At 70.5% G+C, this 21,884-nt stretch carries 23 protein-coding genes; 9 read left to right on the top strand and 14 right to left on the bottom strand.

Annotated elements, in window-relative coordinates; all coding sequences use genetic code 11:
* Positions 1-47: 47 nt before the first annotated feature.
* The 5 genes from DT073_RS08025 to thyX all read right to left on the bottom strand — a co-directional run bounded on the left by DT073_RS08025 (position 48) and on the right by thyX (position 5,004).
* A complete protein-coding gene (locus DT073_RS08025) occupies positions 48-542 on the bottom strand; it encodes a GNAT family N-acetyltransferase (RefSeq protein WP_124292913.1) in 495 nt (164 codons plus the stop codon).
* Positions 543-582: 40 nt separating this feature from the next.
* Positions 583-2,259, bottom strand: a complete 1,677-nt coding sequence (locus DT073_RS08020) for a ribonuclease J (RefSeq protein ID WP_124292912.1) — start codon at positions 2,257-2,259, stop codon at positions 583-585.
* A 62-nt stretch (positions 2,260-2,321) separates the two neighbouring features.
* Positions 2,322-3,299, bottom strand: a complete 978-nt coding sequence (gene dapA / locus DT073_RS08015; RefSeq protein ID WP_124292911.1) for a 4-hydroxy-tetrahydrodipicolinate synthase — start codon at positions 3,297-3,299, stop codon at positions 2,322-2,324.
* A gap of 198 nt (positions 3,300-3,497) precedes the next feature.
* Positions 3,498-4,259: an SDR family NAD(P)-dependent oxidoreductase gene (locus DT073_RS08010; RefSeq protein ID WP_124292910.1), complete on the bottom strand. Its 762-nt coding sequence runs from the start codon at positions 4,257-4,259 to the stop codon at positions 3,498-3,500.
* A 1-nt stretch (position 4,260) separates the two neighbouring features.
* Complete coding sequence (gene thyX / locus DT073_RS08005) at positions 4,261-5,004, bottom strand: FAD-dependent thymidylate synthase (protein WP_124292909.1); 744 nt, start codon at positions 5,002-5,004, stop codon at positions 4,261-4,263.
* Between the two features lie 75 nt (positions 5,005-5,079).
* On the opposite strand from thyX, the gene DT073_RS08000 reads away from it, so the two are divergent.
* The 4 genes from DT073_RS08000 to DT073_RS07985 all read left to right on the top strand — a co-directional run bounded on the left by DT073_RS08000 (position 5,080) and on the right by DT073_RS07985 (position 7,524).
* Positions 5,080-5,544 (top strand): TlpA family protein disulfide reductase, encoded by a 465-nt coding sequence (locus DT073_RS08000; RefSeq protein WP_124292908.1) that lies wholly within the window; start codon positions 5,080-5,082, stop codon positions 5,542-5,544.
* Positions 5,537-6,031 (top strand): DUF4395 domain-containing protein, encoded by a 495-nt coding sequence (locus tag DT073_RS07995; RefSeq protein WP_124292907.1) that lies wholly within the window; start codon positions 5,537-5,539, stop codon positions 6,029-6,031. The genes DT073_RS08000 and DT073_RS07995 overlap by 8 nt, the downstream gene beginning before the upstream one ends.
* A 124-nt stretch (positions 6,032-6,155) precedes the next feature.
* Positions 6,156-6,581, top strand: a complete 426-nt coding sequence (locus DT073_RS07990; RefSeq protein ID WP_124292906.1) for an OsmC family peroxiredoxin — start codon at positions 6,156-6,158, stop codon at positions 6,579-6,581.
* Positions 6,574-7,524: a TIGR01777 family oxidoreductase gene (locus DT073_RS07985; RefSeq protein WP_124292905.1), complete on the top strand. Its 951-nt coding sequence runs from the start codon at positions 6,574-6,576 to the stop codon at positions 7,522-7,524. Before DT073_RS07990 ends, DT073_RS07985 begins: the two co-directional genes overlap by 8 nt.
* Before the next feature lie 36 nt (positions 7,525-7,560).
* On the opposite strand, the gene DT073_RS07980 is transcribed toward DT073_RS07985, so the two are convergent.
* Complete coding sequence (locus tag DT073_RS07980) at positions 7,561-8,013, bottom strand: tetratricopeptide repeat protein (RefSeq protein ID WP_124292904.1); 453 nt, start codon at positions 8,011-8,013, stop codon at positions 7,561-7,563.
* Positions 8,010-8,822, bottom strand: a complete 813-nt coding sequence (gene dapB / locus DT073_RS07975) for a 4-hydroxy-tetrahydrodipicolinate reductase (RefSeq protein WP_124292903.1) — start codon at positions 8,820-8,822, stop codon at positions 8,010-8,012. The genes DT073_RS07980 and dapB overlap by 4 nt, the downstream gene beginning before the upstream one ends.
* A 37-nt stretch (positions 8,823-8,859) precedes the next feature.
* On the opposite strand from dapB, the gene DT073_RS07970 reads away from it, so the two are divergent.
* A complete protein-coding gene (locus DT073_RS07970; protein WP_124292902.1) occupies positions 8,860-9,330 on the top strand; it encodes a GNAT family N-acetyltransferase in 471 nt (156 codons plus the stop codon).
* 45 nt (positions 9,331-9,375) lie between these two features.
* On the opposite strand, the gene DT073_RS07965 is transcribed toward DT073_RS07970, so the two are convergent.
* The 3 genes from DT073_RS07965 to DT073_RS07955 all read right to left on the bottom strand — a co-directional run bounded on the left by DT073_RS07965 (position 9,376) and on the right by DT073_RS07955 (position 13,569).
* Positions 9,376-9,978 carry a histidine phosphatase family protein gene (locus tag DT073_RS07965; RefSeq protein ID WP_124292901.1) on the bottom strand — a complete coding sequence of 201 codons (603 nt, stop codon included), beginning with the start codon at positions 9,976-9,978 and terminating at the stop codon, positions 9,376-9,378.
* Positions 9,979-10,074: 96 nt separating this feature from the next.
* On the bottom strand, positions 10,075-11,112 hold the full coding sequence (locus DT073_RS07960) for an aldo/keto reductase (RefSeq protein WP_124292900.1): 1,038 nt from the start codon (positions 11,110-11,112) through the stop codon (positions 10,075-10,077).
* Positions 11,113-11,310: 198 nt separating this feature from the next.
* The gene (locus DT073_RS07955; protein ID WP_124292899.1) at positions 11,311-13,569 is read right to left on the bottom strand and encodes a polyribonucleotide nucleotidyltransferase; all 2,259 of its coding nucleotides are present in this window, start codon (positions 13,567-13,569) and stop codon (positions 11,311-11,313) included.
* Positions 13,570-13,902: 333 nt separating this feature from the next.
* On the opposite strand from DT073_RS07955, the gene DT073_RS07950 reads away from it, so the two are divergent.
* Complete coding sequence (locus DT073_RS07950) at positions 13,903-14,097, top strand: hypothetical protein (protein WP_124292898.1); 195 nt, start codon at positions 13,903-13,905, stop codon at positions 14,095-14,097.
* 65 nt (positions 14,098-14,162) lie between these two features.
* On the opposite strand, the gene DT073_RS07945 is transcribed toward DT073_RS07950, so the two are convergent.
* Positions 14,163-15,605 carry a cation:dicarboxylate symporter family transporter gene (locus tag DT073_RS07945; protein WP_124292897.1) on the bottom strand — a complete coding sequence of 481 codons (1,443 nt, stop codon included), beginning with the start codon at positions 15,603-15,605 and terminating at the stop codon, positions 14,163-14,165.
* A 177-nt stretch (positions 15,606-15,782) separates the two neighbouring features.
* Here DT073_RS07945 and DT073_RS07940 point away from each other — a divergent pair, with 177 nt between their 5' ends.
* Positions 15,783-17,042, top strand: a complete 1,260-nt coding sequence (locus DT073_RS07940) for a sensor histidine kinase (RefSeq protein WP_124292896.1) — start codon at positions 15,783-15,785, stop codon at positions 17,040-17,042.
* Positions 17,039-17,719, top strand: a complete 681-nt coding sequence (locus tag DT073_RS07935; RefSeq protein ID WP_124292895.1) for a response regulator — start codon at positions 17,039-17,041, stop codon at positions 17,717-17,719. Before DT073_RS07940 ends, DT073_RS07935 begins: the two co-directional genes overlap by 4 nt.
* On the opposite strand, the gene DT073_RS07930 is transcribed toward DT073_RS07935, so the two are convergent.
* A complete protein-coding gene (locus tag DT073_RS07930; RefSeq protein WP_124292894.1) occupies positions 17,720-19,717 on the bottom strand; it encodes a glycosyltransferase in 1,998 nt (665 codons plus the stop codon).
* Between the two features lie 141 nt (positions 19,718-19,858).
* Between DT073_RS07930 and DT073_RS07925 the strand changes: the two genes are divergently transcribed.
* Positions 19,859-20,455: a DedA family protein gene (locus DT073_RS07925; RefSeq protein WP_124292893.1), complete on the top strand. Its 597-nt coding sequence runs from the start codon at positions 19,859-19,861 to the stop codon at positions 20,453-20,455.
* Between the two features lie 10 nt (positions 20,456-20,465).
* Here the strand turns inward: DT073_RS07925 and DT073_RS07920 are convergent, their stop codons facing one another.
* Complete coding sequence (locus DT073_RS07920; protein WP_240638412.1) at positions 20,466-21,242, bottom strand: fructosamine kinase family protein; 777 nt, start codon at positions 21,240-21,242, stop codon at positions 20,466-20,468.
* Entirely contained in the window at positions 21,239-21,883 is a 645-nt protein-coding gene (locus tag DT073_RS07915; protein WP_124292892.1) for an FMN reductase, read from the bottom strand. The genes DT073_RS07920 and DT073_RS07915 overlap by 4 nt, the downstream gene beginning before the upstream one ends.
* Position 21,884 lies beyond the last annotated feature (1 nt).

The following is a 21,884-nucleotide window of genomic DNA, read 5'->3' as shown; positions in this document are numbered from 1 at the left end:
GCCCGGAGCGACCCCCCGAAGGGGGACGTTCGGCAGCGGGCCGCAGCTCAGCGCAGGCGCTTGACCATCGTGTCGCGCCCCATCCCCGACTGGGTCACGGCGAATCCCTCGGATCGGTACAGCGTCGTGGCGTAGTTGCCGCGTTCGACGCTCAGACTGAGTCTCGACAGGCCTCTGCTGCGAGCCTGGTCGGCCAGCTGACGAAGCAGCTCCCGCCCGACACCGCGCGCCCGCCACATCGGCTTCACGCCGATGATCAATTCGGGGACACCGGTTCCCACGTAGCCGAAACCCGGATCGCTGCGCGGGAACACCCGGTACCAGGCGGCACCGATGGCTTCGTCGTGCTCGGTGAGCGCGACGAAACCCTCGTCACCCGGTCGCATCCATCCGGCCACATACCTGCTGTACTCGTCACTGGCCAGGATCTGGTGCCGGGGCCGGGTTCCTCCCTGACGCCAGTTCGCCGCCTCAACGACCATGTCGGCCAGGAACCCGCCGTCGGCCTGCACGGCCGGACGAAGGCGGGAGGCGGCGGGCATGCGGCGATTGTAGGACGCGGGTGGGAGGACGCGCTCGCGGTCAGGCCTCGATGACCAGCGGCACGATCATCGGCCGCCGACGCAGCGACTGGTTCACCCACCGTCCGATGGTCCGGCGCACGACCTGGGAGAGCGCGTGGCTGTCGCGCACGCCCGACTGCGCCGCCTCGGTCAGGGCTGCGGCGATCTTCGGCTTGACCCCTTCGAAGACCTTGTCGTCCTCGGCGAATCCGCGCGCGTGGATCTCGGGCCCGCTGATGATCTTCCCGGTCGCGGCGTCGACGACGATGATGACCGAGATGAACCCCTCTTCACCGAGGATCCGACGATCCTTGAGGTCGGCCTCGGTGATCTCTCCGACGGTCGAACCGTCCACGTAGACGAAGCCGAGATCCAGCTGCCCGACGACGTCGGCGACGCCGTCGCGGAGGTCGACGACGGTGCCGTTCTCACCGATGATCGTCCGCTCCGGCGCGATGCCGGTGTCTTGGGCGAGCCGGGCGTTGGCCATCAGGTGGCGGTATTCGCCGTGCACGGGCAGCACATTGCGCGGCTTGAGGATGTTGTAGCAGTACAGCAGTTCCCCGGCGGCGGCGTGACCCGACACGTGCACCTGGGCGTTGCCCTTGTGCACCACGTTCGCACCGAGCTTGGTGAGCCCGTCGATCACGCGGTAGACGGCGTTCTCGTTGCCGGGGATGAGGCTCGAGGCGAGGATCACGGTGTCGCCCTCCCCGGGCTCGATCTCGTGGTCGAGGTTCGCCATTCGGCTGAGGACCGCCATGGGCTCGCCCTGCGACCCGGTCGACATGTAGACGATCTTGTCGTCGGGGAGATCGCGGGCCTTCTTGTAGTCGATCAGCACACCCTCCGGCACGTGCAGATAGCCGAGGTCAGACGCGATCGTCATGTTGCGCAGCATGCTGCGCCCGAGGAGGGCCACCCGTCGGCCGTGCGCCGCCGCGGCATCGAGCACCTGCTGAACGCGGTGGACGTGGCTGGAGAAGCTCGCCACGATCACCCGCCGAGGAGCCCGGGCGATGACCTGGTCGAGCACGGGACCGATCGAGCGCTCCAGTGGCGTGAAGCCCGGGACATCCGCATTGGTGGAGTCGACCAGGAACAGGTCCACGCCCTCCTCCCCCAGTCGCGCGAAGGCGCGGAGGTCGGTGAGGCGACCGTCGAGAGGCAGCTGGTCCATCTTGAAGTCGCCGGTGGCCAGGACCGTTCCGGCGGGAGTGCGGATGGCCACGGCGAGCGCATCGGGGATCGAGTGGTTGACCGCGACGAACTCCAGATCGAAGGGGCCCACCTTCTCTTCACGTCCCTCGGCCACCGTCAGGCTGTAGGGCTTGATGCGGTGTTCCTTGAGCTTCGCCTCGACGAGCGCGAGAGTCAGCGACGACCCGATCAGGGGGATGTCGCTCTTCAGCCGCAGCAGGTAGGGCACGGCGCCGATGTGGTCCTCGTGCCCGTGGGTGAGGACGACGCCGACGATGTCGTCGAGGCGGTGCCGGATCGGCTCGAAGTCGGGAAGGATCAGGTCGACTCCCGGCTGGTGCTCCTCGGGGAAGAGCACGCCGCAGTCCACGACGAGGAGCTTGCCGTCGAATTCGAAGACGGTCATGTTCCTGCCGACCTCACCGAGACCGCCCAGAGGCGTGACGCGGAGGGTGCCTGCGGACAGGGCGGGGGGATCGAAGGGGGTGGTGGGCATCTCTCGCCTTCCTGCCGCGCGGTGCGCGGCGGTCGCGGGCTCGTCGAGAGCCGCGGGGGGGGTTATCGCGTGGTACCCGACACCTTGGGCAGCGCGCCGCCGGCGGCGGCGTTGCGGTCGGGTCGGAAGTTGGAGAAGTCGGCGCCGGGCACCTCGGAGACCAGAGCCAGCTCGTCCTCGATGCGCGCGGCCTCCCACTCTTCGGGGCCGACGAGCGGCAGGCGGACACGGGGGCTGGAGATGCGTCCCAGCCCATGGAGGATGTACTTCGCCGCGACCGTGCCCGGCACGTGCGTCATCACGGCGCGAACGAGGGGCTCGAGCTTCTTGTGCGCCGCCGTCGCCGCGCCCAGGTCACCGCTGTTGACCGCGTCGACGATCACCCGGTACGGCTGAGCGGCGATGTTGGCGGTGACCCCGATGAGCCCCGTGGCGCCGATCGACAGGTGCGGCAGCACATTCGCGTCGTCGCCGGAGAAGTACATCAGGTCGGTCTGGTTCAGCACGCGGCTGACCTCGCTGAAGTCCCCCTTCGCATCCTTGATCGCGAGGATGTTCGGGTGCTTCGCCAGACGCAGAATGGTCTCGTAGCGGATCGGCACCCCGGTGCGACCCGGGATGTCGTAGAGGATGACCGGGAGGTCGGTGGCATCGGCGACGAGCCGGAAGTGCGTCAGGATCCCCGCCTGGGTGGGCTTGTTGTAGTACGGCGTGACGATCATGATCCCGTCGGCGCCGGCGCGCTCGCTGGCCTTGTACAGCTCGATCGCGTGCGCCGTCTCGTTGGAGCCGCCGCCGGTGATGATGCGGGCGCGGCCCGCCGCGACATCCTTCCCCACTTCGACGAGCCGGATCTTCTCGGCATCGGTGAGGGTGCTGGTCTCGCCCGTCGTTCCGGTGACGACGATGCCGTCGGCCCCGGCGGCGATGCACGAGTCGATGTGCTTCTCCACGGCGGGCCAGTCGACCTCGCCGTCGGCGGTCATCGGAGTGACCAGCGCGACGAGCACCTGTCCGAAGGGGTTGCCCGTGTGCGTCATGTCTCCAGGCTATCGTCCGCGGGTGCGCGGAATCAGCGGCCGCGGGCGCGGGAGCTGCGCTTCGCCCGTCGCGATGCGCGGCGGCGACCCGCACATCAGGTCAGCCGAACCGGATGCCGGTGTGTTCGCCCGTCGCGATCGGGGGGGCGGCCTGGGCGAGATGTGACAGGCGGAGGGCGGGAGCGCGAAGCGGCGAGGTCAGCGGCCGCGGGCCGCCGCCGCAGCGACCAGTCCGTCGGGGACCACCCGCGACAGCGCGACGAGCGCTTTGTACCGCAGCGACGGGACCGAGACCGCCCGCCCTCGGGCGACGTCGCGCAGCGATTCCCTGACGACGGCGGGCGCGTGCAGCCACAGCACGCCGGGTACGCCCTCCTCGCCCGGCGGCAGGCCCATCCGCTCGTGGAAGTTGGTGTGGACGAAGCCCGGGCACACCGCCGTGACGGTGACGCCGCGGTCGCGGTAGGCCACGTTCGCCCAGCGGCTGAAGCTGATCAGCCACCCCTTCGCCGCGCCGTAGGTGCCGCGCGGCACGAAGCCCGCCACCGAGGCGATGTTCACGATGCGCCCGCTTCCCCGCTCCAGCATGCCGGGGAGCACCGCGCGCATCAGTCGCATCGCCACCTCGACGTGGAGGGTCAGATGGCGAGCCTCATCGTCGGGGTCGTTCCGCTCGAAGGCGAGCGGCAGACCGAACCCGGCGTTGTTGACGAGGAGGTCGATCGGATGCCGCGGATCGGCCGCCCGCACCTCGACGCGTTTCCGATCGTCGGCGTCGAGGAGGTCTGCAGCGACCACCTCCACGTGCACGCCCGAGGAGCGCGCCTCGACCGCGATCCGCTCCAACGCGGCTGCATCGCGGGCGACCAGCACGAGGTCCATCCCGCGGGAGGCGAGCTGCCGGGCGTACTCGGCGCCGAGCCCGGAGCTCGCGCCCGTGATCAGAGCGGTCCGCGCCATCTCAGGGGGCCACCCGACCACCCGCGGTGAAGGCCGCGTGGGTGAGGGGCATGAGCTCGGCCCAGAAGGCCTCCATCTTCTCGGCGCACATCTCGATCTCGCGCTGCGGGAAGGAGGGGAAGTGGCTCCCCTCGGCCTTGGTGCGCAGAGACAGGAAGTTCATCAGCGACCGCGCATTCATGGTGACGTACATCGAAGAGTAGATGTTCAGCGGCAGCACGATACGGGCCACCTCTCGCGCGACGCCCGCCGCCAGCATCCGCTGGTAGGTCTCGAATGCGTCGGTGGCGACGCGTCGCACCCCCTCGTCGACGACCGCGTGCTGCTCGGGCGTGCCGGGGAGGAACTCGTAGGCTCCGGGCTTTCCGACCTGCACCAGGTTGCGGTCCGCCGCCGGGACGTAGAAGACCGGCCGCAGCTCCCGGTACCTGCCGGACTCCTCGTTGTACGAGGCGATGCGGTGCCGCATGAATTCGCGGAAGACGAAGATCGGCGCCTGAACGTAGAACGTCATCGAGTTGTGCTCGAAGGGCGACCCGTGTCGATCGCGCATGAGGTAGTTGATGAGGCCCTTGTCTCTCGCCGTGGCCTCGGTTCCGGCCGCGGCGGCGTCGAGGGTCTGCTCGCCCTGCGTCGACACGCGCGCGGCGAAGAGCACATCGGCGTCGGAGGCGCTGGATCGGACGAGCTCGACGGTCACATCGCTGCGGAACGCGATCTCGGGGCTGGCTTCGGCATCGGTCACGGGGAAACCCTATCGCCGCGTCATATGTCGGCACTCGAACCCCGGCCGACCACAGGTCGATTAGCCTGGACTGCTGTGGATCTTCTTCCCGCGGTGCTCACCCTCACGGCGCTCCTCGCCCTGACCATCGGCGTCGGCCTCCTCGTGCGCTGGCGAGAGGGTCGTCCTCGGCACCACGTCGCACACGAGATCATCGACCCGCTGCGCCTGGGCGCGGACGGCCTGGGCGAGCAGGCGACACTGCTGCAGTTCAGCACCGAGATGTGCGCGCGGTGCCCGAATGTGCACCGGATGCTGGCCGAGGTCGCCGATCGCCACGACGGCGTCCGGCACCTGGACGTGGACCTGACCCACCGTCCCGACATCGCGCAGCACTTCCACGTGCTGCAGACCCCGACCACCCTGATCCTCGATCGGAACGGCGCGATCCAGTCCCGCATCGGCGGAGTCCCGAGCCGAGACGTGCTCGACCTCGAGCTGGCCCGTTTGGCCGAGGGTGCCGGTGGCCGGTCTCGCACGGAGGAGACCGCCGATGTCTGAGACCTCCGCCCCCGGGGGCATCGACGTCCGCGCTCCGCGGTTCGCCGCAGGCATCACCGCCGGGCTGCTGGCTGTCGCCTTCCTCCTGACCCTCCTGAACGTCGACGCGGTGGGCTCCCCCGCACGGTTCGTCGACCCGGGCTTCCTCCTCACCACGGTCATCGCGCTGCTCTTCCTGTGGGGGGTCCTCTCCCCCGCGACCGCACCGTGGGGCGTCCTGTTCCGCCGACTGGTCGCACCGCGCCTGTCTCCGGTACGGGAGCGTGAGGATCCGCGTCCGCCTCGGTTCGCGCAGGGTGTCGGCCTTCTCGTCACAGGCGTCGGCATTCTCCTGCACCTGGCCGGAGTGCCGTGGGCCCTCCCGGTCGCCGTGGCCATGGCATTCGTTGCCGCGTTCCTCAACGCCGTGTTCGGGCTGTGCCTGGGCTGCCAGCTGTATCTGCTGCTCCAGCGCGGCGGCCTGATCGGGCGCCGACGCACCGCCTGAGCGGCGGCCCGCGCGAGCCGCTCGCACACGTAAGAAACCGCGCGCAACCGGTCGCCCACCCCGCGGCCCGCCGTTAGGCTGACCGCGGGACCAGGGGTCCCGATCGTCGACCGAGGAGGTTCCCATGACCATCACGAGCGAAGCCAGCACCGCCTGGAAGGGCGGACTCGCCGACGGATCGGGGGCGGTGACCCTCGTGTCATCGAACACCGGCACGTTCGACGTCAACTGGCGCGCCCGCAGCGAGGGCTCGACGTCGACCACGACGCCCGAGGAGCTCATCGCCGCCGCGCACTCGTCGTGTTTCAGCATGGCGCTCTCGCACGCCCTGGGCGAGAACGGCACCCCGCCGGAGTCGATCGACACGACCGCATCGGTGACCTTCAAGCCCGGCACGGGCATCACCGGCAGCCACCTCAACGTCAACGCGGTGGTGCCGGGCCTCTCGGCCGAGGACTTCGAGCGCATCGCCCAGGAGGCCAAGGTCGGCTGCCCGGTCTCGCAGGCGCTCGCCGGCATCGAGATCACCCTCGAGGCCACGCTTGCCTGAGACCGGTGACGCCGGCGCGGGCGGCGGTGCGCACGCCGCCGCCCCGCGCCACGTCGTCATCTCCGGCGCATCCGGCCTCATCGGACGCGCGCTCACCGAGCGCCTGCGCGCCGAGGGGGTTCGGGTGACCCATCTCGTCCGGCGCACCCCGACGGGTCCCGACGAGGTGGAGTGGCTCACCTCTCCCGCTGCCCTCGATCCGGGCGTGCTCGAGGGGGCCGACGCGGTGGTGGGTCTGAATGGAGCGAGCATCGCCCGCTTTCCGTGGACCTCGTCGTACCGGAGCACCCTGCTGTGGTCACGGGTCACGCCCACTCGCGCCCTCGCGCGCGCTCTGCGCGAGCTCGGCGACGGCGCCCCGGCCTTCCTCTCCGCGTCGGCGTCGGGCTATTACGGAAGCCGTCCCGGCGAGCGCATCACCGAGGCCACCGGCCGCGGCGAGAGCTTCCTGGCCGACATCTGCGGCGAATGGGAGGGGGCGGCCCGCTCGGCCGGGGAGCACACCCGGCTGGTGCTGCTGCGCACCACCGCGATCGTCGATCGCCGGGCGTTCCTGAAGCCGCTCATTCCCCTGACCAAGCTCGGCCTGAGCGGTCCGATCGGACGAGGCACCCAGGTGTGGCCCTGGATCTCGCTGGAGGACGAGATCGAGGCGATCCGCTTCCTCCTCACCGCCGACGTCGACGGCCCCGTGAACCTCGCCGGGCCCTCACGTGCCACGGCCAACGACATCGGATTCGCCCTCGCTCGGCGCCTTCACCGTCCCTTCGTCCTGCGCGCGCCCGAATGGGGTCTGAAGCTTCTCCTGGGCAAGGACGCCACCGAGGCGCTCCTCACCAACGACCAGCACATCGTCCCCGAGGTCCTTCAGCGGGCGGGCTACGTCTTCCGTCATCCCACCGTCGAGCAGGCGATCGACGCCGCCGTCTCCACCGCGCCATGACCCGTCGGCGATGACGGCGACGGCAGGATGGGCCAGTCAGCCCCCCGTGCGACCCTGACGCTCGCGGCGGATCGCCTCACGGACGGCCTGCCGTGCGCGGCGCCGGTCCCCGGCCGCGTCGTACGCCAGCCCGAGCCTGTACCACGCCTGCCAGTCCGACGGGTTCTGCTCCACGGCGTCCCGGTAAGTCGGGAAGACCGCCTCCCCGTCCTCACGGATCGGTCGCCCGCTGGGTCTGACCGTCACGGACTCGACCGGAAGCCCCCCCTCGGCCTCGAGGCGCCGGCCCAACCTCTCGGCACCGATGCCGAAGGCGAGCTCTCGCCACAGCGCCCATGCGGCGATCACCGGCAGCAGGAGGAGTGCCACCCCGAGCGCGATACCGGCGGGATCCCCGCTCGTCAGCAGGAGCCAGGCGCGCTGGGCGACCAGTGCGATGTAGAGCGCCAGGAGCACCGCCATGACGGCGACGCCGATCCGCGTCGTCATGCGCCGGTGACGCGCGCGACCTGACCGGGCACGCCGCGCTCCTCCACGTCGTGCGCGGCGTGCGGCCGTGGCACCCGGATGCCGATGTCGACGAAGCTGTCCAGGCCGACGAGAACGCCGCGCGCGTCGCGTGCGGCCTGAAGAGCCAGGCGGATGCCGGGGGCGTAGGCCGCAGCCGGGTCGACGGTGTCGTGACTGACCGTCACCGACTCGCCGGGGCCCGAGAGGATGACCTCCTGCCGTGCGATCACACCCGGGCGGCGCAGCGAGTGGATGGGGACACTGGCAACCTGCTGCCCGCGGGCGCGCTGGTCGACGTGCGGGGATTCCACGGGACCCACCTCGGTGCGCGCCGCCGCGATGAGCTCTGCCGTCCGGACGGCTGTGCCGCTGGGCGAGTCCACCTTCGTCTCGCGGTGGGATTCGACGATCTCGATCGATGGGAAGAAGGGCGCCGCCGCGGCGGCGAGGGCTGAGCCCAGAACCGAACCGAGCGAGAAGTTGGGGATGAACACCGCGCCGGTGCCCGCCTGATCGACCAGCGGTCGGATGAGCGCGATGCGCTCCGCCGACCAGCCCGACGTCCCGACGAGCACATTCATGCCGCGCTCGACGGCGGCCCGCACCACGTCGATCGACACGGCAGGCGTCGAGGCGTCGACGACCAGGTCGGCGCCGTCGAGCTCGGCGAGATCGGAGCGTGAGGTCAGTCGGCCGACGATCTCGACGTCAGGTTCATCCTGGACGACCGCTTCGATGATGGAGCCGAGTCTGCCGGTGTGCCCCACGATGGCCACGCGCGTTGTCATGACTCAAGCCTAGGTGCGCCGGTCGTAGGCTCGGAGGATGGTCGATCTCACCGCGACGTCCGTCGACGACCCCGTCGCCCGGTCCCTCCTGACCGACTATTTCCGCACGCGGGCCGACACGTTCCCCGGCAACACCTACACCACCGTGTTCCCGGCGCCGGAGGTGTTCGAGCCGCCGCGCGGTGTGTTCGTGGTCGTCACGGACGACGCCGGCACCGCCGTCGGCTGCGGCGGTGTCCGAGCGATCGACCCCGGGCCCCTCGGCGCGCGCTTCGAGGTCAAGCACCTGTACCTCGCGCCCGCGACCCGCGGGCGGGGGTGGGGAGGGATGCTGCTGGCCGACCTCGAGCACCGTGCGGCCGCCTTAGGCGCGGCCGAGGTCGTTCTCGACACTCATCACACCCTCGAACCGGCGGCGCGGCTGTACGCCGCCGCCGGCTACAGCCCGATCGAGGCCTACAACGACAATCCGAACGCGACGGTCTGGTTGGGAAAGCCGCTCGCCTGAGGATTGCGCTGCGCCCTCACCCTCCGTGCCGGGGGTGCCTGTCTCTCAGACCGGATACACCTCGGGCAGGCCGGTCCGCAGTTCGAAGGGCAGGTGCGCCATGTCGTTGTGCGACAGCACCGTCCACGGCCTCCCCTGCTTCTGGGCCAGCACCGTCAGCCCGCAGTGAGCCTGATTGAGCGTCATCCATCGCCACTCCGGGGTTTGGAGCACCTCGCGCACGAACCAGGCGATGACGGCGTTGTGGGTGATGAGGAGCTCATGCACCTCGCCGCTCTTGCGGGCGAGGAACTCGCTGACGGCGTCGGCCATCTGCGCGCGACCCGCTTCGACCTCCGCCTCGGTCACTCCTCCGAAGAAAGGCTCGTACACCGCCGGAGTGTCCTCGCACAGGCCCGTGGGGACGCAGTCGAACAGCAGCGCCGAAGGCTCGGGAGACAGCGACGGCATCCGCTCCTTCACCGCACGTGCCGTCTGCGCGGCGCGCTCGAGCGGTGAGTGCCACACCGCGTCGAAGGGCACACCCGAGAGTCGGTCGGCCAGGAGAGCGGCCTGGCGGCGCCCGCGCGGCGACAGCGGCCCGTCGACGAGTCCGTGCTCGGCATCCAGATGTTCGCCGTGGCGCACGAGGTAGAGGTAGTGCGTCACGCTCGCTCACTTCGTCGGGGCTGGGCGCCGGACGGCGCTCTCCCAGCCTACGTCAGCGCATCCCGTTGCGGTCGATCGTGGCCGCGCGTCACCGCATCACTCCGCCGCGCGGGCGATCTCGGCCAGTTGGGCGCGACTGAGATGGACGCCGACGCCCTGCACGAGCTCCTCGACGTGCTCGGGCGCGTAGGCGTTGACGACGGGCGCTGTCACCAGCCGCTGCGCCAGCAGCCACGCCACCGCGACCGCAGCATCGGGAAGACCGAGGTCTGCTCCCACCTCGTCGAGCGCTCGGAGGACCCGCGTGCCGCGCCGATTCAGGCTCGCCGCGAGCTGTGCGCCCCGGGCCGAGAGCCCGCCGCGGGAGCGGCTGCGGTACCGACCGGCGAGGAAGCCGTGCTCCAGCGCGTGGGACGCGGTCACCGACATCCCCTGTGCGCTGGCGACCAGGCGGAGATCGGCGTCGAACTCGTGCCGTCTCAGGATGTTGAAGGGGACATCGAGCACCGTGATGCGCGGGTAGCCCGCGGAGGAGAGGATGCGGGCCTCGACCAGTTGCGCCGCCGTGTAGCCCACACCGCCGAGAGCTCGGATCTTGCCGGCCTCGGCGAGCCACTCCGCCGTGGCCAGCGTGTCTTCCAGAGCTGTCACACTGTCGGCCGCCGCGTCGAGCGTGAGCACATCGATCCGATCGGTGCGCAGCCGACTGAGCGAGGCCTCGACGCTGCGGACGAGATCGACCGGTCCGAGACCGGGATTGTCGGGGTGTCCCCCGACCCGCACCATGAGCACGACCTCGTCGCGCAGACCACGGGAATGCACCCACTGGCCGACGATGTGCTCGCTGCGACCGCTGGAGTAGGTGTCGGCGGTGTGGACGGCGTTCCCGCCGAGCTCGGCGTAGGTGTCGAGGATGGCGTGACTGGATTCGAGATCGACGTTCCAGCCGAATTCGGCAGCCCCGAGGATGAGGGGGAAGATCTGCGCGCCGGCGTCGCCGAGCGGAACGCGAACACCGGCGCCCACACCCGGGCCCTGGACGGGGATCGGTGCGGACGGGTGCAGCGCGGACGCCGGCAGCTCTCTCCGGCGCTGTCGTCGCGACGAGACAAGCTCGGTGCCCCGGTTCGACATACGCACCCCCTCACGACGTCCTGTCGCGTGACGCGCCCCCCGACGCGTACTTCGAGGGTAGGGGGTGCCTCCGACCCCGCCCGCCATTGCGGTGCCCTGTCGGTGAACTTCGCATAACGGTTTCATCACGAAAGATCCGGATGACGCGAATGCCCGCCCCTCATGACGAGGGACGGGCATCCGTCAGGGGTGTGTCGCTCAGGCGTCGGCGGTGACCGGTGCGGCCTCGGCCGCCTCGGTCTCCTCGAGCACCGGCTCGAGCGAGAGCTTCCCGCGGTCATCGACCTTGGTGATGCGCACCAGGAGCTTCTGACCGACACCGAGCACGTCTTCGACGTTCTCGACGCGCTTGCCACCGGCGAGCTTGCGGACCTCGCTGACGTGCAGCAGACCATCCTTGCCAGGGAGCAGCGAGATGAACGCGCCGAAGGTCGCGATCTTCACCACGGTGCCCAGGAACTGGTCACCGATCTCGGGGTTGGTCGGGTTCGCGATCGCATTGACCTGCGCGCGGGCGGCCTCGGCGGACGGCCCGTCGACGGCGCCGATGTAGACGGTGCCGTCCTCCTCGATGGAGATGTCGGCGCCGGTCTCGTCCTGGATGGCGTTGATCGTCTTGCCCTTGGGGCCGATCAGCTCGCCGATCTTGTCGACGGGGATCTGCACGCTGATGACGCGGGGCGCGGTGGGCGCCATCTCGTCGGGCGCGTCGATCGCCTGATTCAGCACGTCGAGGATCGTCAGACGCGCGTCGCGCGCCTGCTGCAGCGCAGCCGACAGCACCGACGACGGGATGCCGTCGAGCTTGGTGTCGAGCTGGATCGCGGTGACGAACTCGCGGGTGCCGGCGACCTTGAAGTCCATGTCGCCGAGGGCGTCTTCGGCGCCGAGGATGTCGGTGAGCGCGGCGTAGCGGGTCTGGCCGTCGACCACGTCCGAAACGAGGCCCATCGCGATGCCCGCGACCGGTGCGCGCAGCGGCACACCGGCGTTCAGCAGCGACAGGGTCGATGCGCAGACCGAGCCCATCGAGGTCGATCCGTTGGAGCTCAGCGCCTCGGAGACCTGGCGGATGGCGTAGGGGAACTCCTCGCGGGCCGGCAGCACCGGCACGAGCGCGCGCTCGGCGAGGAAGCCGTGCCCGATCTCGCGACGCTTGGGCGATCCGACGCGACCGGTCTCACCGGTCGAGTAGGGCGGGAAGTTGTAGTGGTGCATGTACCGCTTGTGCGTGACGGGCGACAGCGAGTCGATCTGCTGCTCCATCTTCAGCATGTTCAGCGTCGTGACACCCAGGATCTGGGTCTCGCCGCGCTGGAACACCGCGGAGCCGTGCACGCGCGGGATGACCTGCACCTCGGCATCCAGGGGACGGATGTCGGCGAGGCCGCGCCCGTCGATGCGGACACCGTCGGTGAGGATACGGCTGCGGACGATGAGCTTCGTGACCGACTTGTAGGCGGCGGAGAACTCGATCGTCGCAACGGCCGGGAGCTCCCCCGCCTCGACGGCGGCGATGAGCTCGCCGCGCACCCGCTCCTTCAGCGCGTCGTCGGCGCTCTGGCGCTCCTGCTTGTCGGCGACCTGGTAGATGCCCTTGAGCTCGTCGTACGCACGGGCGGCGACGAAGTCATAGGTCTCCTGCGAGTAGGGCAGGAACACCGGGTAGGGCTGGATCTCTTTGGCGGCGGTGCTGGCCAGCGCCGTCTGTGCGGCGACGAGCTCCTTGATGAAGGGCTTCGCCGCTTCCAGACCCTGCGCGACGATCTCCTCGCTGGGCTTGGTGGCGCCGCCCTGGATCAGGTTCCAGGAGTGCTCGGTGGCCTCGGCCTCGACCATCATGATGGCGACGTCGCCGTCATCGAGCACACGCCCGGCGACCACGAGGTCGAAGACGGCCTGCTCGAGGACGCTGGTGTTGGGGAATGCGACCCACTGGTCGGGGTGCTCGCCCTGGCCGGGGACGAGCGCGAGGCGCACACCGGCGATGGGGCCCGAGAAGGGCAGACCCGAGATCTGCGTCGACGCCGACGCGGCGTTGATGGCGAGGGCGTCGTAGAACTCGCCGGGCGCGATGGAGAGCACGGTGACCACGATCTGGACCTCGTTGCGCAGACCCTCGACGAACGAGGGACGCAGGGGCCGGTCGATCAGACGGCAGACGAGGATCGCCTCGGTGGAGGGACGACCTTCGCGGCGGAAGAACGAACCGGGGATCTTGCCGGCGGCGTAGGAGCGCTCCTCGACGTCGACGGTCAGGGGGAAGAAGTCGAACCCTTCCCGGGGGTGCTTACCGGCGCTGGTGGCCGAGAGGAGCATCGTCTCCTCGTCGAGATACGCGGCGACGGCGCCCTGCGCCTGCTGCGCGAGTCGACCGGTCTCGAACCGGACGGTGCGGGTGCCGAAGCGGCCGTTGTCGAGAACGGCTTCAGCGGCGGTGATTTCAGGACCTTCCAAGAGGTCTCTCCTTCTTTGTTTAGGCTCGCGCGCCGAGCGGCGCACGAGTGCATGCGAAGGAGCAGGAACAGGCAGATCTCAGCGCGCGGCGAGGCCGCGATTCTCGCCAGCGCTGGTCACCAGAAGAAGAGCACCCGGCGGGATGATCTTCATCGCCACGACGGGGATTCCACCTCAGGGGACCAGCTTCCTGCCGGCCTGCTCCGGTGTGCTGTGCAGCACGGTGCTCGTATGGAATTGAGCGGATGCCCGGGGGCAACCCTCCCGATCCTATCAGCGTCGGGAGCCGAGCACCCCTGGCGCGGCTCGACCGGACGTGCCTACGATGCCGGCATGGAGACCCACGGCATCGGCGACCCCCGCGAGACCCGCTCCGACGACGAGCGGCCCGTCCCCCTCGACGACGACGCCGACCTCGAGCTTCCGCCGCCCACGATCGATCCTCTCGAGCGGGTCGAAGACGACACCGACGACCTCATCGCCGAGGAGCGCGAGGCGGCGATCGAGAGCGGTCACCTGGAGCCCTGACGCTGCGACCACGCCACGATGCCCCACCGGAGCGACCGGTGGGGCATCGTGCGTTTCGCGGGGGCTCAGCGACCGACCAGCGCCCGGCGCTCCTGCTCCCGGGCCGCGGCCTGATCGATCACGGCCTCTTCCAGCTCTGCCACTCCGGCGGAGTCGGGGGTGTCGGAGAGTCCGTCGTGGTCGTGACCCGCGAGGGTCGATTCGTCGAAGGGCACCTCGCCGGCGAGGACGCGGCGGGCCCGGGAGGCGTCGAACTCCTTCGTCCACGCACCGATCAGCACCGTGGCGACGGCGTTGCCGGTGAAGTTCGTGACCGCGCGACCCTCCGACATGAATCGGTCGATGCCGACGATGACGCCGACGCCGTTGACGAGGTCGGGGCGGTACGCCTGGAGGCCGGCGGCGAGCGTCGCGAGCCCCGCTCCGGTCACGCCGGCGGCGCCCTTGGAGGCGATGATCATGAAGACCAGGAGGCCGATCTGCTCGGCGATCGACATGGGGGCGCCCATGCCGGTGGCGATGAACAGCGAGGCCATCGTGAGGTAGATCGCGGTGCCGTCGAGGTTGAAGGAGTAGCCGGTCGGGACCGTGATGCCGACCACGGGCTTGGAGACGCCGAGGTGCTCCATCTTGGCGATGAGACGTGGCAGCGCCGATTCCGACGACGAGGTGCCGACGATCAGCAGGTACTCCCGACCGAGGTACTTCATCAGGCTGAAGAGGTTCACCCTCGTCACCGCCCACAGCAGCGTCCCGAGGATCACGATGATGAAGATGGCGCAGGTGATGTAGAAGGCGATCATCAGCGTGCCGAGCGCGATGATGGCGCCTACGCCGGTCGCTCCGACGACCGCCGCGATCGCGCCGAAGGCGCCGAGGGGGGCGAGCCACAGGATCATGCCGAGGATGCGGAAGACGAGTGCCTGGAGATTCTTCACCGCGTTCATGATGGGCGCCGCCTTGTCGCCCATCTGCTGGAGCGCGAAACCGACCAGGAGCGCGATGAACAGCACCTGGAGGACGTTCTCGCCGGTGAACGCGGAGAAGAAGGTCGTCGGGATGATGCCGAGGATGAACTCCTCGGTGGTCTTGGCCTCGGCGGTGGACTCGTAGCTGGCGCCGGCCATGTCCAGTCCCGTCCCGGGGTGGATGAGATTTCCGACGACGAGGCCGATCGCCAGAGCGAAGGTCGACATCACCATGAAGTACAGCAGGGCCAGGCCGCCGATCTTGCCGACCGTCGCCGCCTTCGCGATCGAGCCAACACCGACCACGATCGTGCAGAAGATGATCGGGGCGATCATCATCTTGATGAGTGACACGAACGCCGCACCCAGGGGCTTGAGCGCCATGCCGAATTCGGGCCAGACGAGCCCCACGATCGCGCCGAGGACGACGGCGGCGATGACGGAGACGTAGAGCCACGTGTGCTTGTCCCAGGCCTGCTTGCCGCGTCGGGCGGAGAACCGCGGGAGAAGGAACGTCGTCGTGCGTGGTGAGAGAGCCATCATCGCCTCCAGGGAACGGTCGTTGTCCACATCGACACGGATCGTCCGCGTCCTGAGTCAGCGTCCCCCCGTCGGGTCGCACGGTCGATTTGTGGTCGTATTGGTCGCCGCGCGCGCACCGGACAGGGGTGGATTCACGGGCAGGATGGACCTACACGGCGATCGATGAGGAGTGCCATGGCACGGCGGCCAGCCCCGGCGAGCGCGGCGTCACGCGTGTTCGCGGCGGTCGCGGCATCGGTCGTGGCGATCGCGCTCATCCTCGTCGGAGTCCTGGTCGTGGACGCGCAGGGATCGGAGCGCTCGGAGGCCGAGGAGGTCACCCGCACGGTGGCCGCAACCCTCGCCGCGCTCCCCGAGGTCGAGGCCGCCATCGGCGACGCCGCTGCGAGCTCCGCCCTGCAACCGGTGGCCGAGCGGGTCACCCGTGAGTCCGGTCTCGACTTCGTCGTGATCATGACGCCCGACGGCACTCGGGTCACCCACCCCGATCCGGCCGAGATCGGCCGCGCCTACCTCGGCACCATCCCGTCGGAGCCTGCGACGCTGACCGAGGAGTTCGTCGGCACGCTCGGACCGTCGGTGCGCACGATCGCCCCGATCCTCTCCGACGGACGCCTGGTGGGCTGGGTCGCGGTCGGCCTGACCCTCGGGAGCATCTCCGCAGAGATCCTCTCCCGCCTGCCGTTCGTGGCCGGCATCGGCCTGCTGCTGCTGGCTGCCGGGCTCGTCGGCGCTGTCATCGCCCGCCGTCAGCTGCGGCGGGTCGCGGGCGACCTTCCGGCGGGAACGATCCGCGACGCTGTGGCGTCGTACGAATCAGTACGCACCCTCGGCGAGGCGCTGCGCGCCCAGACGCACGAGCACGGCAACCGCATGCACACCGCGGTGTCACTGCTCGAGCTCGGCCGCACCGAGGAGGCGGTGGAGATCCTCACCGAGACCTCGCGGCAGAGCCAGTCGCTCGTCGACCAGGTCACCGCGCGCCGCGACGGCGACCCCACCGTCGGTGCGCTGCTGCTGGGCAAAGCTGCCCAGGCGCGTGAGCGCAACGTCGCATGGGATGCCCGGATCGCGCCGGACGCCCCGCGCAGCACGCTGACCCCGATCGACGCGGTGTCGGTGGTCGGCAATCTCATCGACAACGCCGTCGACGCCGCCGCCACCGGGCCCTCGCCCCGCTGGGTGCGGGTGGAGTTCGACCCCGCGCCAGGCGGGTCGCTCCGCATCCGGGTCGCCGACAGCGGTGCCGGCATCGATCCGGCCGACCGCGAGCGCATCTTCGCTCACGGCTTCTCCACCAAACCCGCCGGCGCCGAGGGCCGAGGCGTGGGCCTCGCCCTGGTGCGCGCCATCGTGGACGGCGCGGGCGGCAGCATCCGGATCACCGACGACCCGACGATTTTCGACGTCGTCCTCCCGGCGAGGCCTCGATGATCGGTGTACTGCTGGTGGACGACGACCCGCTGACCATCGACGTGCATCGGCGTCACCTGGAGCGCATCGACGGGTTCGAGGTCGTCGGCGAGTGCCATGACGCGAGGTCGGCGGTGTCCGCGATCCTCGACGCGGCTCCCGGCGTCATCGACCTCGTGCTCCTGGATGTCACGATGCCCGACGGCACGGGGGTCGACGTGCTGCGGCACGTGCGCGCCCGCGGCGTCGCGGTCGATGTGATCGCCGTCACCGGCGTCCGCGACGCCGACATCGTGCGGCAGATGGTCGCTCTCGGGGTGGCCCAGTACCTGGTGAAGCCGTTCACCTTCGCCATGCTCTCCGAGCGCCTCCGGCAGTACCTCGACTTCCGGCGGAGGGCATCGGATGCTGCGGGATCGGCCACTCAGGAGGAGATCGACGCGCTCCTGGGGGCCCTCCGCCCCCCGGCGATGACAGCCCTGCCCAAGGGCCTGTCGGCGGAGAGCCTCGAACGGGTCGCGCGGGCCGTGCGCCACGACGGCCCGCTCTCGGCGGTGGAAGCCGCGGAGCAGACGGGTTTGTCGCGGGTGTCGGCTCGTCGGTACCTGGAGCACCTCGCGGAGGTCGGACGGGTCGAGCGGCTCCCCCGCTATCACGGGCGCGGGCGGCCCGAGTCGGAGTACCGCTGGCGCAGCTGATCACAACCGTCCGATCAGGCGCGCGTCGGCGGTCCCCCCACCTCCCACCTGCACATAGTCGGTGTGCTTGGCGCTGAGTCCGTCGCCGGCGGTCTTCCCGCGCAGTCTCCGCCAGATCCACGGCAGCGCATCGCGGCGGAGCCAACTGCCGACGGCGGGCAGGTCGTCGTCGGCGTGGAACGCCTCGTCGAGCCGCCCCAGGGCCTCGGCGTCCGGGACCCCCAGCGCCTCGGCGGCCCGGTAGGCGAGGAAGCGATGTCCGCGGGAACGCAGGTGCACCCTGTCATCGGCCCAGAAACCGACGTCGCCGATCGCGGGATAGGCGTCGAGGTCGAGGAGCATCGCCCCGGTCTCCGACGCCACACGTCGCAGCTGGTCGGCGTAGCGGGCGAAACGGCGGGAGAACAACCGCGCACCCGGGCGCCGCGGGAGGAAGGGGGTCACCAGGAGGACGTCGATGCCCTCCTCACGCAGGCGGCGCACCGCAGCGGCGACATCCTCGGCGAGAGCCGCCGGATCGGCGCGGGAGCCCACCAGGTCGTTCGCGCCGATGAGGATCGACACCAGGTCGGGCTTCATCGCCAGCGCGCGCGGCACCTGCTCCGCGGTGACGTCGCGGACCCGGCGGCTGCGGACGGCCAGGTTGGCATACTGCAGCGGCGTGGACTCCTCCGCTCCCCGGGAGCGGGCCAGAAGCTCGGCGAGGCGGTCAGCCCATCCTCGGAACTCTCCCGAGGGCATGCGCGAGGAGTCGCAGAGACCCTCGGTCAACGAATCTCCCAGGGCGACGAAACGACACCAGCGGGGCGCCGCGATCACCGGCGCCGGAGCGGCGGCGAGACGACCGAACCCCCGGACGAACTGCGCATCATCGATCGGGCGGAGCCTGCGGGCCTCCTCGTAGTGCTCCAGAAGCAGGTCGCACACGGCAGCCCAGCTGCGCGCGCGCACCGCGTCGGCCGCGGCTGCGGCGAAGGCCGACCGCTTGGCCTTATCGCCGAGGAGGTCGGCCACACGCGCGCGGAGGTCGTCGAGGTCACCAGGCCGGTACAGCCAGCCGTCCACGCTCGAGCGCACGAGGTCGACCGGCCCCCCGGTGCCGGTGGCGACGACGGGCACGCCGCTGGCGAGGGCCTCCTGGATCGTCTGGCCGAAGGTCTCGCTCTCGCCGGGATGGACGAACACGTCGAAACTCGCCAGCGCCCTGGCAAGGGCGGCGCCCCGGAGGTGCCCCGTGAAGACGGCGTCGGGCAGCATCCCCTCCAGCGCGGGCCGAGAGGGACCGTCGCCGACGATCACGAGGGTGGTGTCCGGCAGGTCGCGAAGTGCGCGGAGATCGACCACCTGCTTCTCGGGCGCGAGCCGGCCGACGTAGCCGACGATGCGTCGACCCGGCGCGGTCTGGGCACGCCAGTGGTCGTTCCGCTGCGCCGGGTGGAACAGATCGGTGTCGACGCCCCTCCCCCACCGACGCACGCGATCCACCCCGAGGTCGCCGAGCTGGGCCATCGACGCCGTCGAGGGTGCGAGGGTCAACGTCGCGCGACGGTGCAGCCGGGCGACGTGCGAACGCACCAGGGCCGTGGCCCGCGGCATCCCGTACTTCTCGGCGTAGGCGACCACATCGGTCTGATAGACCGCCACGGTCGGAACCCGCAGGGCGTCGGCGGCGACCACACCCTGCCACCCGAGCACGAAAGGCGAGGCGAGGTGCACCACATCGGGGCGGAACGCCCGAAGGATGCCGGCGAGGCGGGCGGCTCGCGCGAAGACGACCCGCACCTCGGGGTAGGACGGCAGCGGCACCGAGCGCAGCAGCCGTGCGTCGGCCCCCTGCAGACCCGCGACCACCCCGTCATCGGGCGAGCCTGCGGCCCGCGGGGCGATGACGAGGATCTCGTGCCCTGCGCCCGACAGGTGGCGGAGGATCTGCAGGACGGAACCCGTGACCCCGTTCATGTGGGGAAGGAAGGACTCGGCGATGACCGCGACTCTCACGCCTCCACCATCGCGTGGACCGGAGTCCGAAGGGATGCCGCGCCGCACCCTGTCGTCGAGAATTCACCGTCCGCACGGCAGTGCGTCACCGGTCGTCCTCCGTTCGGTCGCCGTTCACCGCGCGCTGGTACCCACGAAGATGTGATCGACGATCTGCTGGCCGGCATCTCGGAGAACCCGTGGTCGCTCGTGGCGATGGCGGCGCTCGTCCTCGGCGACGCCTTCCTCGTGGTCATCCCCGGAGAGGTCGCCGTCACCGCACTCGGAGCCTTGGCGGTGGTCCACGGCGATCCGCCGCTTCTCGCGGTCATCGCGGTGGCGGCGGTCGCCGCGCTCGCCGGCGATGCCCTCTGCTACCTCCTCGGGCGCACGATCGGCCTCGAGCGATGGCGGTGGATGCGCAGTCGGCGCGTCCGCGGGGCGCTGCATGCGGTCGGCGAGCGCCTCCGTCGACGCACGGCGGTGGTGCTCTTCACCGCCCGCTTCGTGCCGTTCGCCCGCCTCGCGGTGAATCTGACCGCCGGAGCCTCCCGTGTGCCGGCGCCCCGGTATCTCGTGGTGGCGGGCCTGGCCGCCCTCGGCTGGGCCGTCTACCAGTCCCTCGTCGGCGCCATCGTGGCAGCGGTCGTCCCCGGCGGGCCGGTGGTGGCGGTGGTGGTGTCGGTGGTGGTCGCGCTCCTTCTGGGCCTTGCCATCGACCGGCTCTTCGCGCGTCGGACCCTGCCGACAGATCGATGAAGCGGCGACGTCACGCCAGCGCGAGCGTCTGCCGCGCGGCATCCGCCAGCGCCCTGCCGTAGTGGCGACCATGCCCCGCGGCATGCACTGCCAGCGGATGGAGCTGGTGGAGCGGGAGGCGGTCGCGCCACGCGGGGGCGAGGCGGTGACGCTCTTCGTAGCCGGCGATGATCTCGTCGAGGAACGGGCAGCCGAAGAGATCGAGCATCGCCAGGTCGGTCTCACGGTGTCCGCCGTGGGCTGCCGGGTCGATGAGGACGACACCGTCCGGAGTCCACAGCACGTTGCCCTGCCACAGGTCGCCGTGCAGCCGCGCCGGTGGGTCGTCGTCGTCGAACGTTCCCGCGGCGATCGCCGCGCACGCCGCTCGGACGACGTCGGCCTCGTCCTCGGTGAGCCAGCCCGCGGTCAGCGCCGGCGGCAGGAAGGGGAGAACGCGGTCGCGCGCGTAGAAGGCGCCCCACGATTCCTCGGCGGCCGCGGGCTGCGGCCGTGAGCCGATGAAGAGGGCGGTGATCCCCGGGGGTGGGGACCCGAAGGCGGGCGCCCCGGCGTCGTGGGTGACCGCGAGTGCCGCGCCGAAAGCTCTCGCCGTGGCGCGATCGGGAGCCATGGTCTCGAGACGTTCGAGTTCGATGGCCTGCGCCTCCACCTTCACGACCCGCGCGGTGCGCACGCCGCCCGCCTCGGCGAGCCACGCCAGACCCGCCGCCTCGGCGGCGAAGAAACCGTCCGGAGCACCGTGGCGGTCCTTGCGGAAGATCGACCGGCCGTCCGGCGGGATCACTCTCCCGCGAGCCCGCCGAGCAGGTGCCCGAAGGAGCGCCCCTCCCCGAGGAAGTTCGCGGGATCGAAGGGATCCGAAGCGGATGCCGCGGGGCGGCCGGCCACCGCGGCGGCGAACTCCCGCGCGGCGCGGTCGATGCGCTCCCCGAGCGGCGAGACCTGATCGCCGGCACCGCCCCAGTCGCTCGATGCGGCGAAGACCCCGGTGGGAACGGGTGCGGCGTGGAGGTAGGTGAACAGGGGCCGGATGGCGTAGTCGATCGCGAGCGAGTGCCGCGCGGTGCCGGCATTCGCTCCGAGGAGCACCGGCATCCCGGTCAGCGCGTCGGGGTCGAGGACATCGATGAACGACTTGAACAGACCCGAGTAGCTGGTGGAGAAGATCGGCGTCACCGCGATCAGTCCGTCGGCCGAGGCGACGGCGTTGATCATCGTCTCCAGATTCGGGGGCGCGAAGCCGGTCAGGAGATTGTCGGTGATGGCGTGGGCGTGGTCACGGAGTTCGAAGACGTCGGTGACCGCCTCGTCGCCCCGTCCGCCGAGTTCGCGCACCGCGGCCGTGGCGAGGCGATCGGCCAGGAGGCGTGTAGAGGAGGGACTGGACAGGCCGGCGGAGATCACGGCGATGCGGCGCGAGGTCATC

Source organism: Microbacterium sp. ABRD28, assembly GCF_003850245.1.
Lineage (GTDB): Bacteria > Actinomycetota > Actinomycetes > Actinomycetales > Microbacteriaceae > Microbacterium.
This window is presented reverse-complemented; position numbering and strand designations above follow the sequence as displayed.

What these genes read in the sequence shown, in the direction of transcription:
- DT073_RS08025 (WP_124292913.1), bottom strand. Translation starts at nt 542, where the DNA reads ATGCCCGCCGCCTCCCGCCTTCGTCCGGCCGTGCAGGCCGACGGCGGG.
- DT073_RS08020 (WP_124292912.1), bottom strand. Translation starts at nt 2,259, where the DNA reads ATGCCCACCACCCCCTTCGATCCCCCCGCCCTGTCCGCAGGCACCCTC.
- dapA (WP_124292911.1), bottom strand. Translation starts at nt 3,299, where the DNA reads ATGACGCACACGGGCAACCCCTTCGGACAGGTGCTCGTCGCGCTGGTC.
- DT073_RS08010 (WP_124292910.1), bottom strand. Translation starts at nt 4,259, where the DNA reads ATGGCGCGGACCGCTCTGATCACGGGCGCGAGCTCCGGGCTCGGCGCC.
- DT073_RS07995 (WP_124292907.1), top strand. Translation starts at nt 5,537, where the DNA reads ATGTCTGAGACCTCCGCCCCCGGGGGCATCGACGTCCGCGCTCCGCGG.
- DT073_RS07990 (WP_124292906.1), top strand. Translation starts at nt 6,156, where the DNA reads ATGACCATCACGAGCGAAGCCAGCACCGCCTGGAAGGGCGGACTCGCC.
- DT073_RS07980 (WP_124292904.1), bottom strand. Translation starts at nt 8,013, where the DNA reads ATGACGACGCGGATCGGCGTCGCCGTCATGGCGGTGCTCCTGGCGCTC.
- dapB (WP_124292903.1), bottom strand. Translation starts at nt 8,822, where the DNA reads ATGACAACGCGCGTGGCCATCGTGGGGCACACCGGCAGACTCGGCTCC.
- DT073_RS07970 (WP_124292902.1), top strand. Translation starts at nt 8,860, where the DNA reads ATGGTCGATCTCACCGCGACGTCCGTCGACGACCCCGTCGCCCGGTCC.
- DT073_RS07960 (WP_124292900.1), bottom strand. Translation starts at nt 11,112, where the DNA reads ATGTCGAACCGGGGCACCGAGCTTGTCTCGTCGCGACGACAGCGCCGG.
- DT073_RS07950 (WP_124292898.1), top strand. Translation starts at nt 13,903, where the DNA reads ATGGAGACCCACGGCATCGGCGACCCCCGCGAGACCCGCTCCGACGAC.
- DT073_RS07945 (WP_124292897.1), bottom strand. Translation starts at nt 15,605, where the DNA reads ATGGCTCTCTCACCACGCACGACGACGTTCCTTCTCCCGCGGTTCTCC.
- DT073_RS07940 (WP_124292896.1), top strand. Translation starts at nt 15,783, where the DNA reads ATGGCACGGCGGCCAGCCCCGGCGAGCGCGGCGTCACGCGTGTTCGCG.
- DT073_RS07935 (WP_124292895.1), top strand. Translation starts at nt 17,039, where the DNA reads ATGATCGGTGTACTGCTGGTGGACGACGACCCGCTGACCATCGACGTG.
- DT073_RS07915 (WP_124292892.1), bottom strand. Translation starts at nt 21,883, where the DNA reads ATGACCTCGCGCCGCATCGCCGTGATCTCCGCCGGCCTGTCCAGTCCC.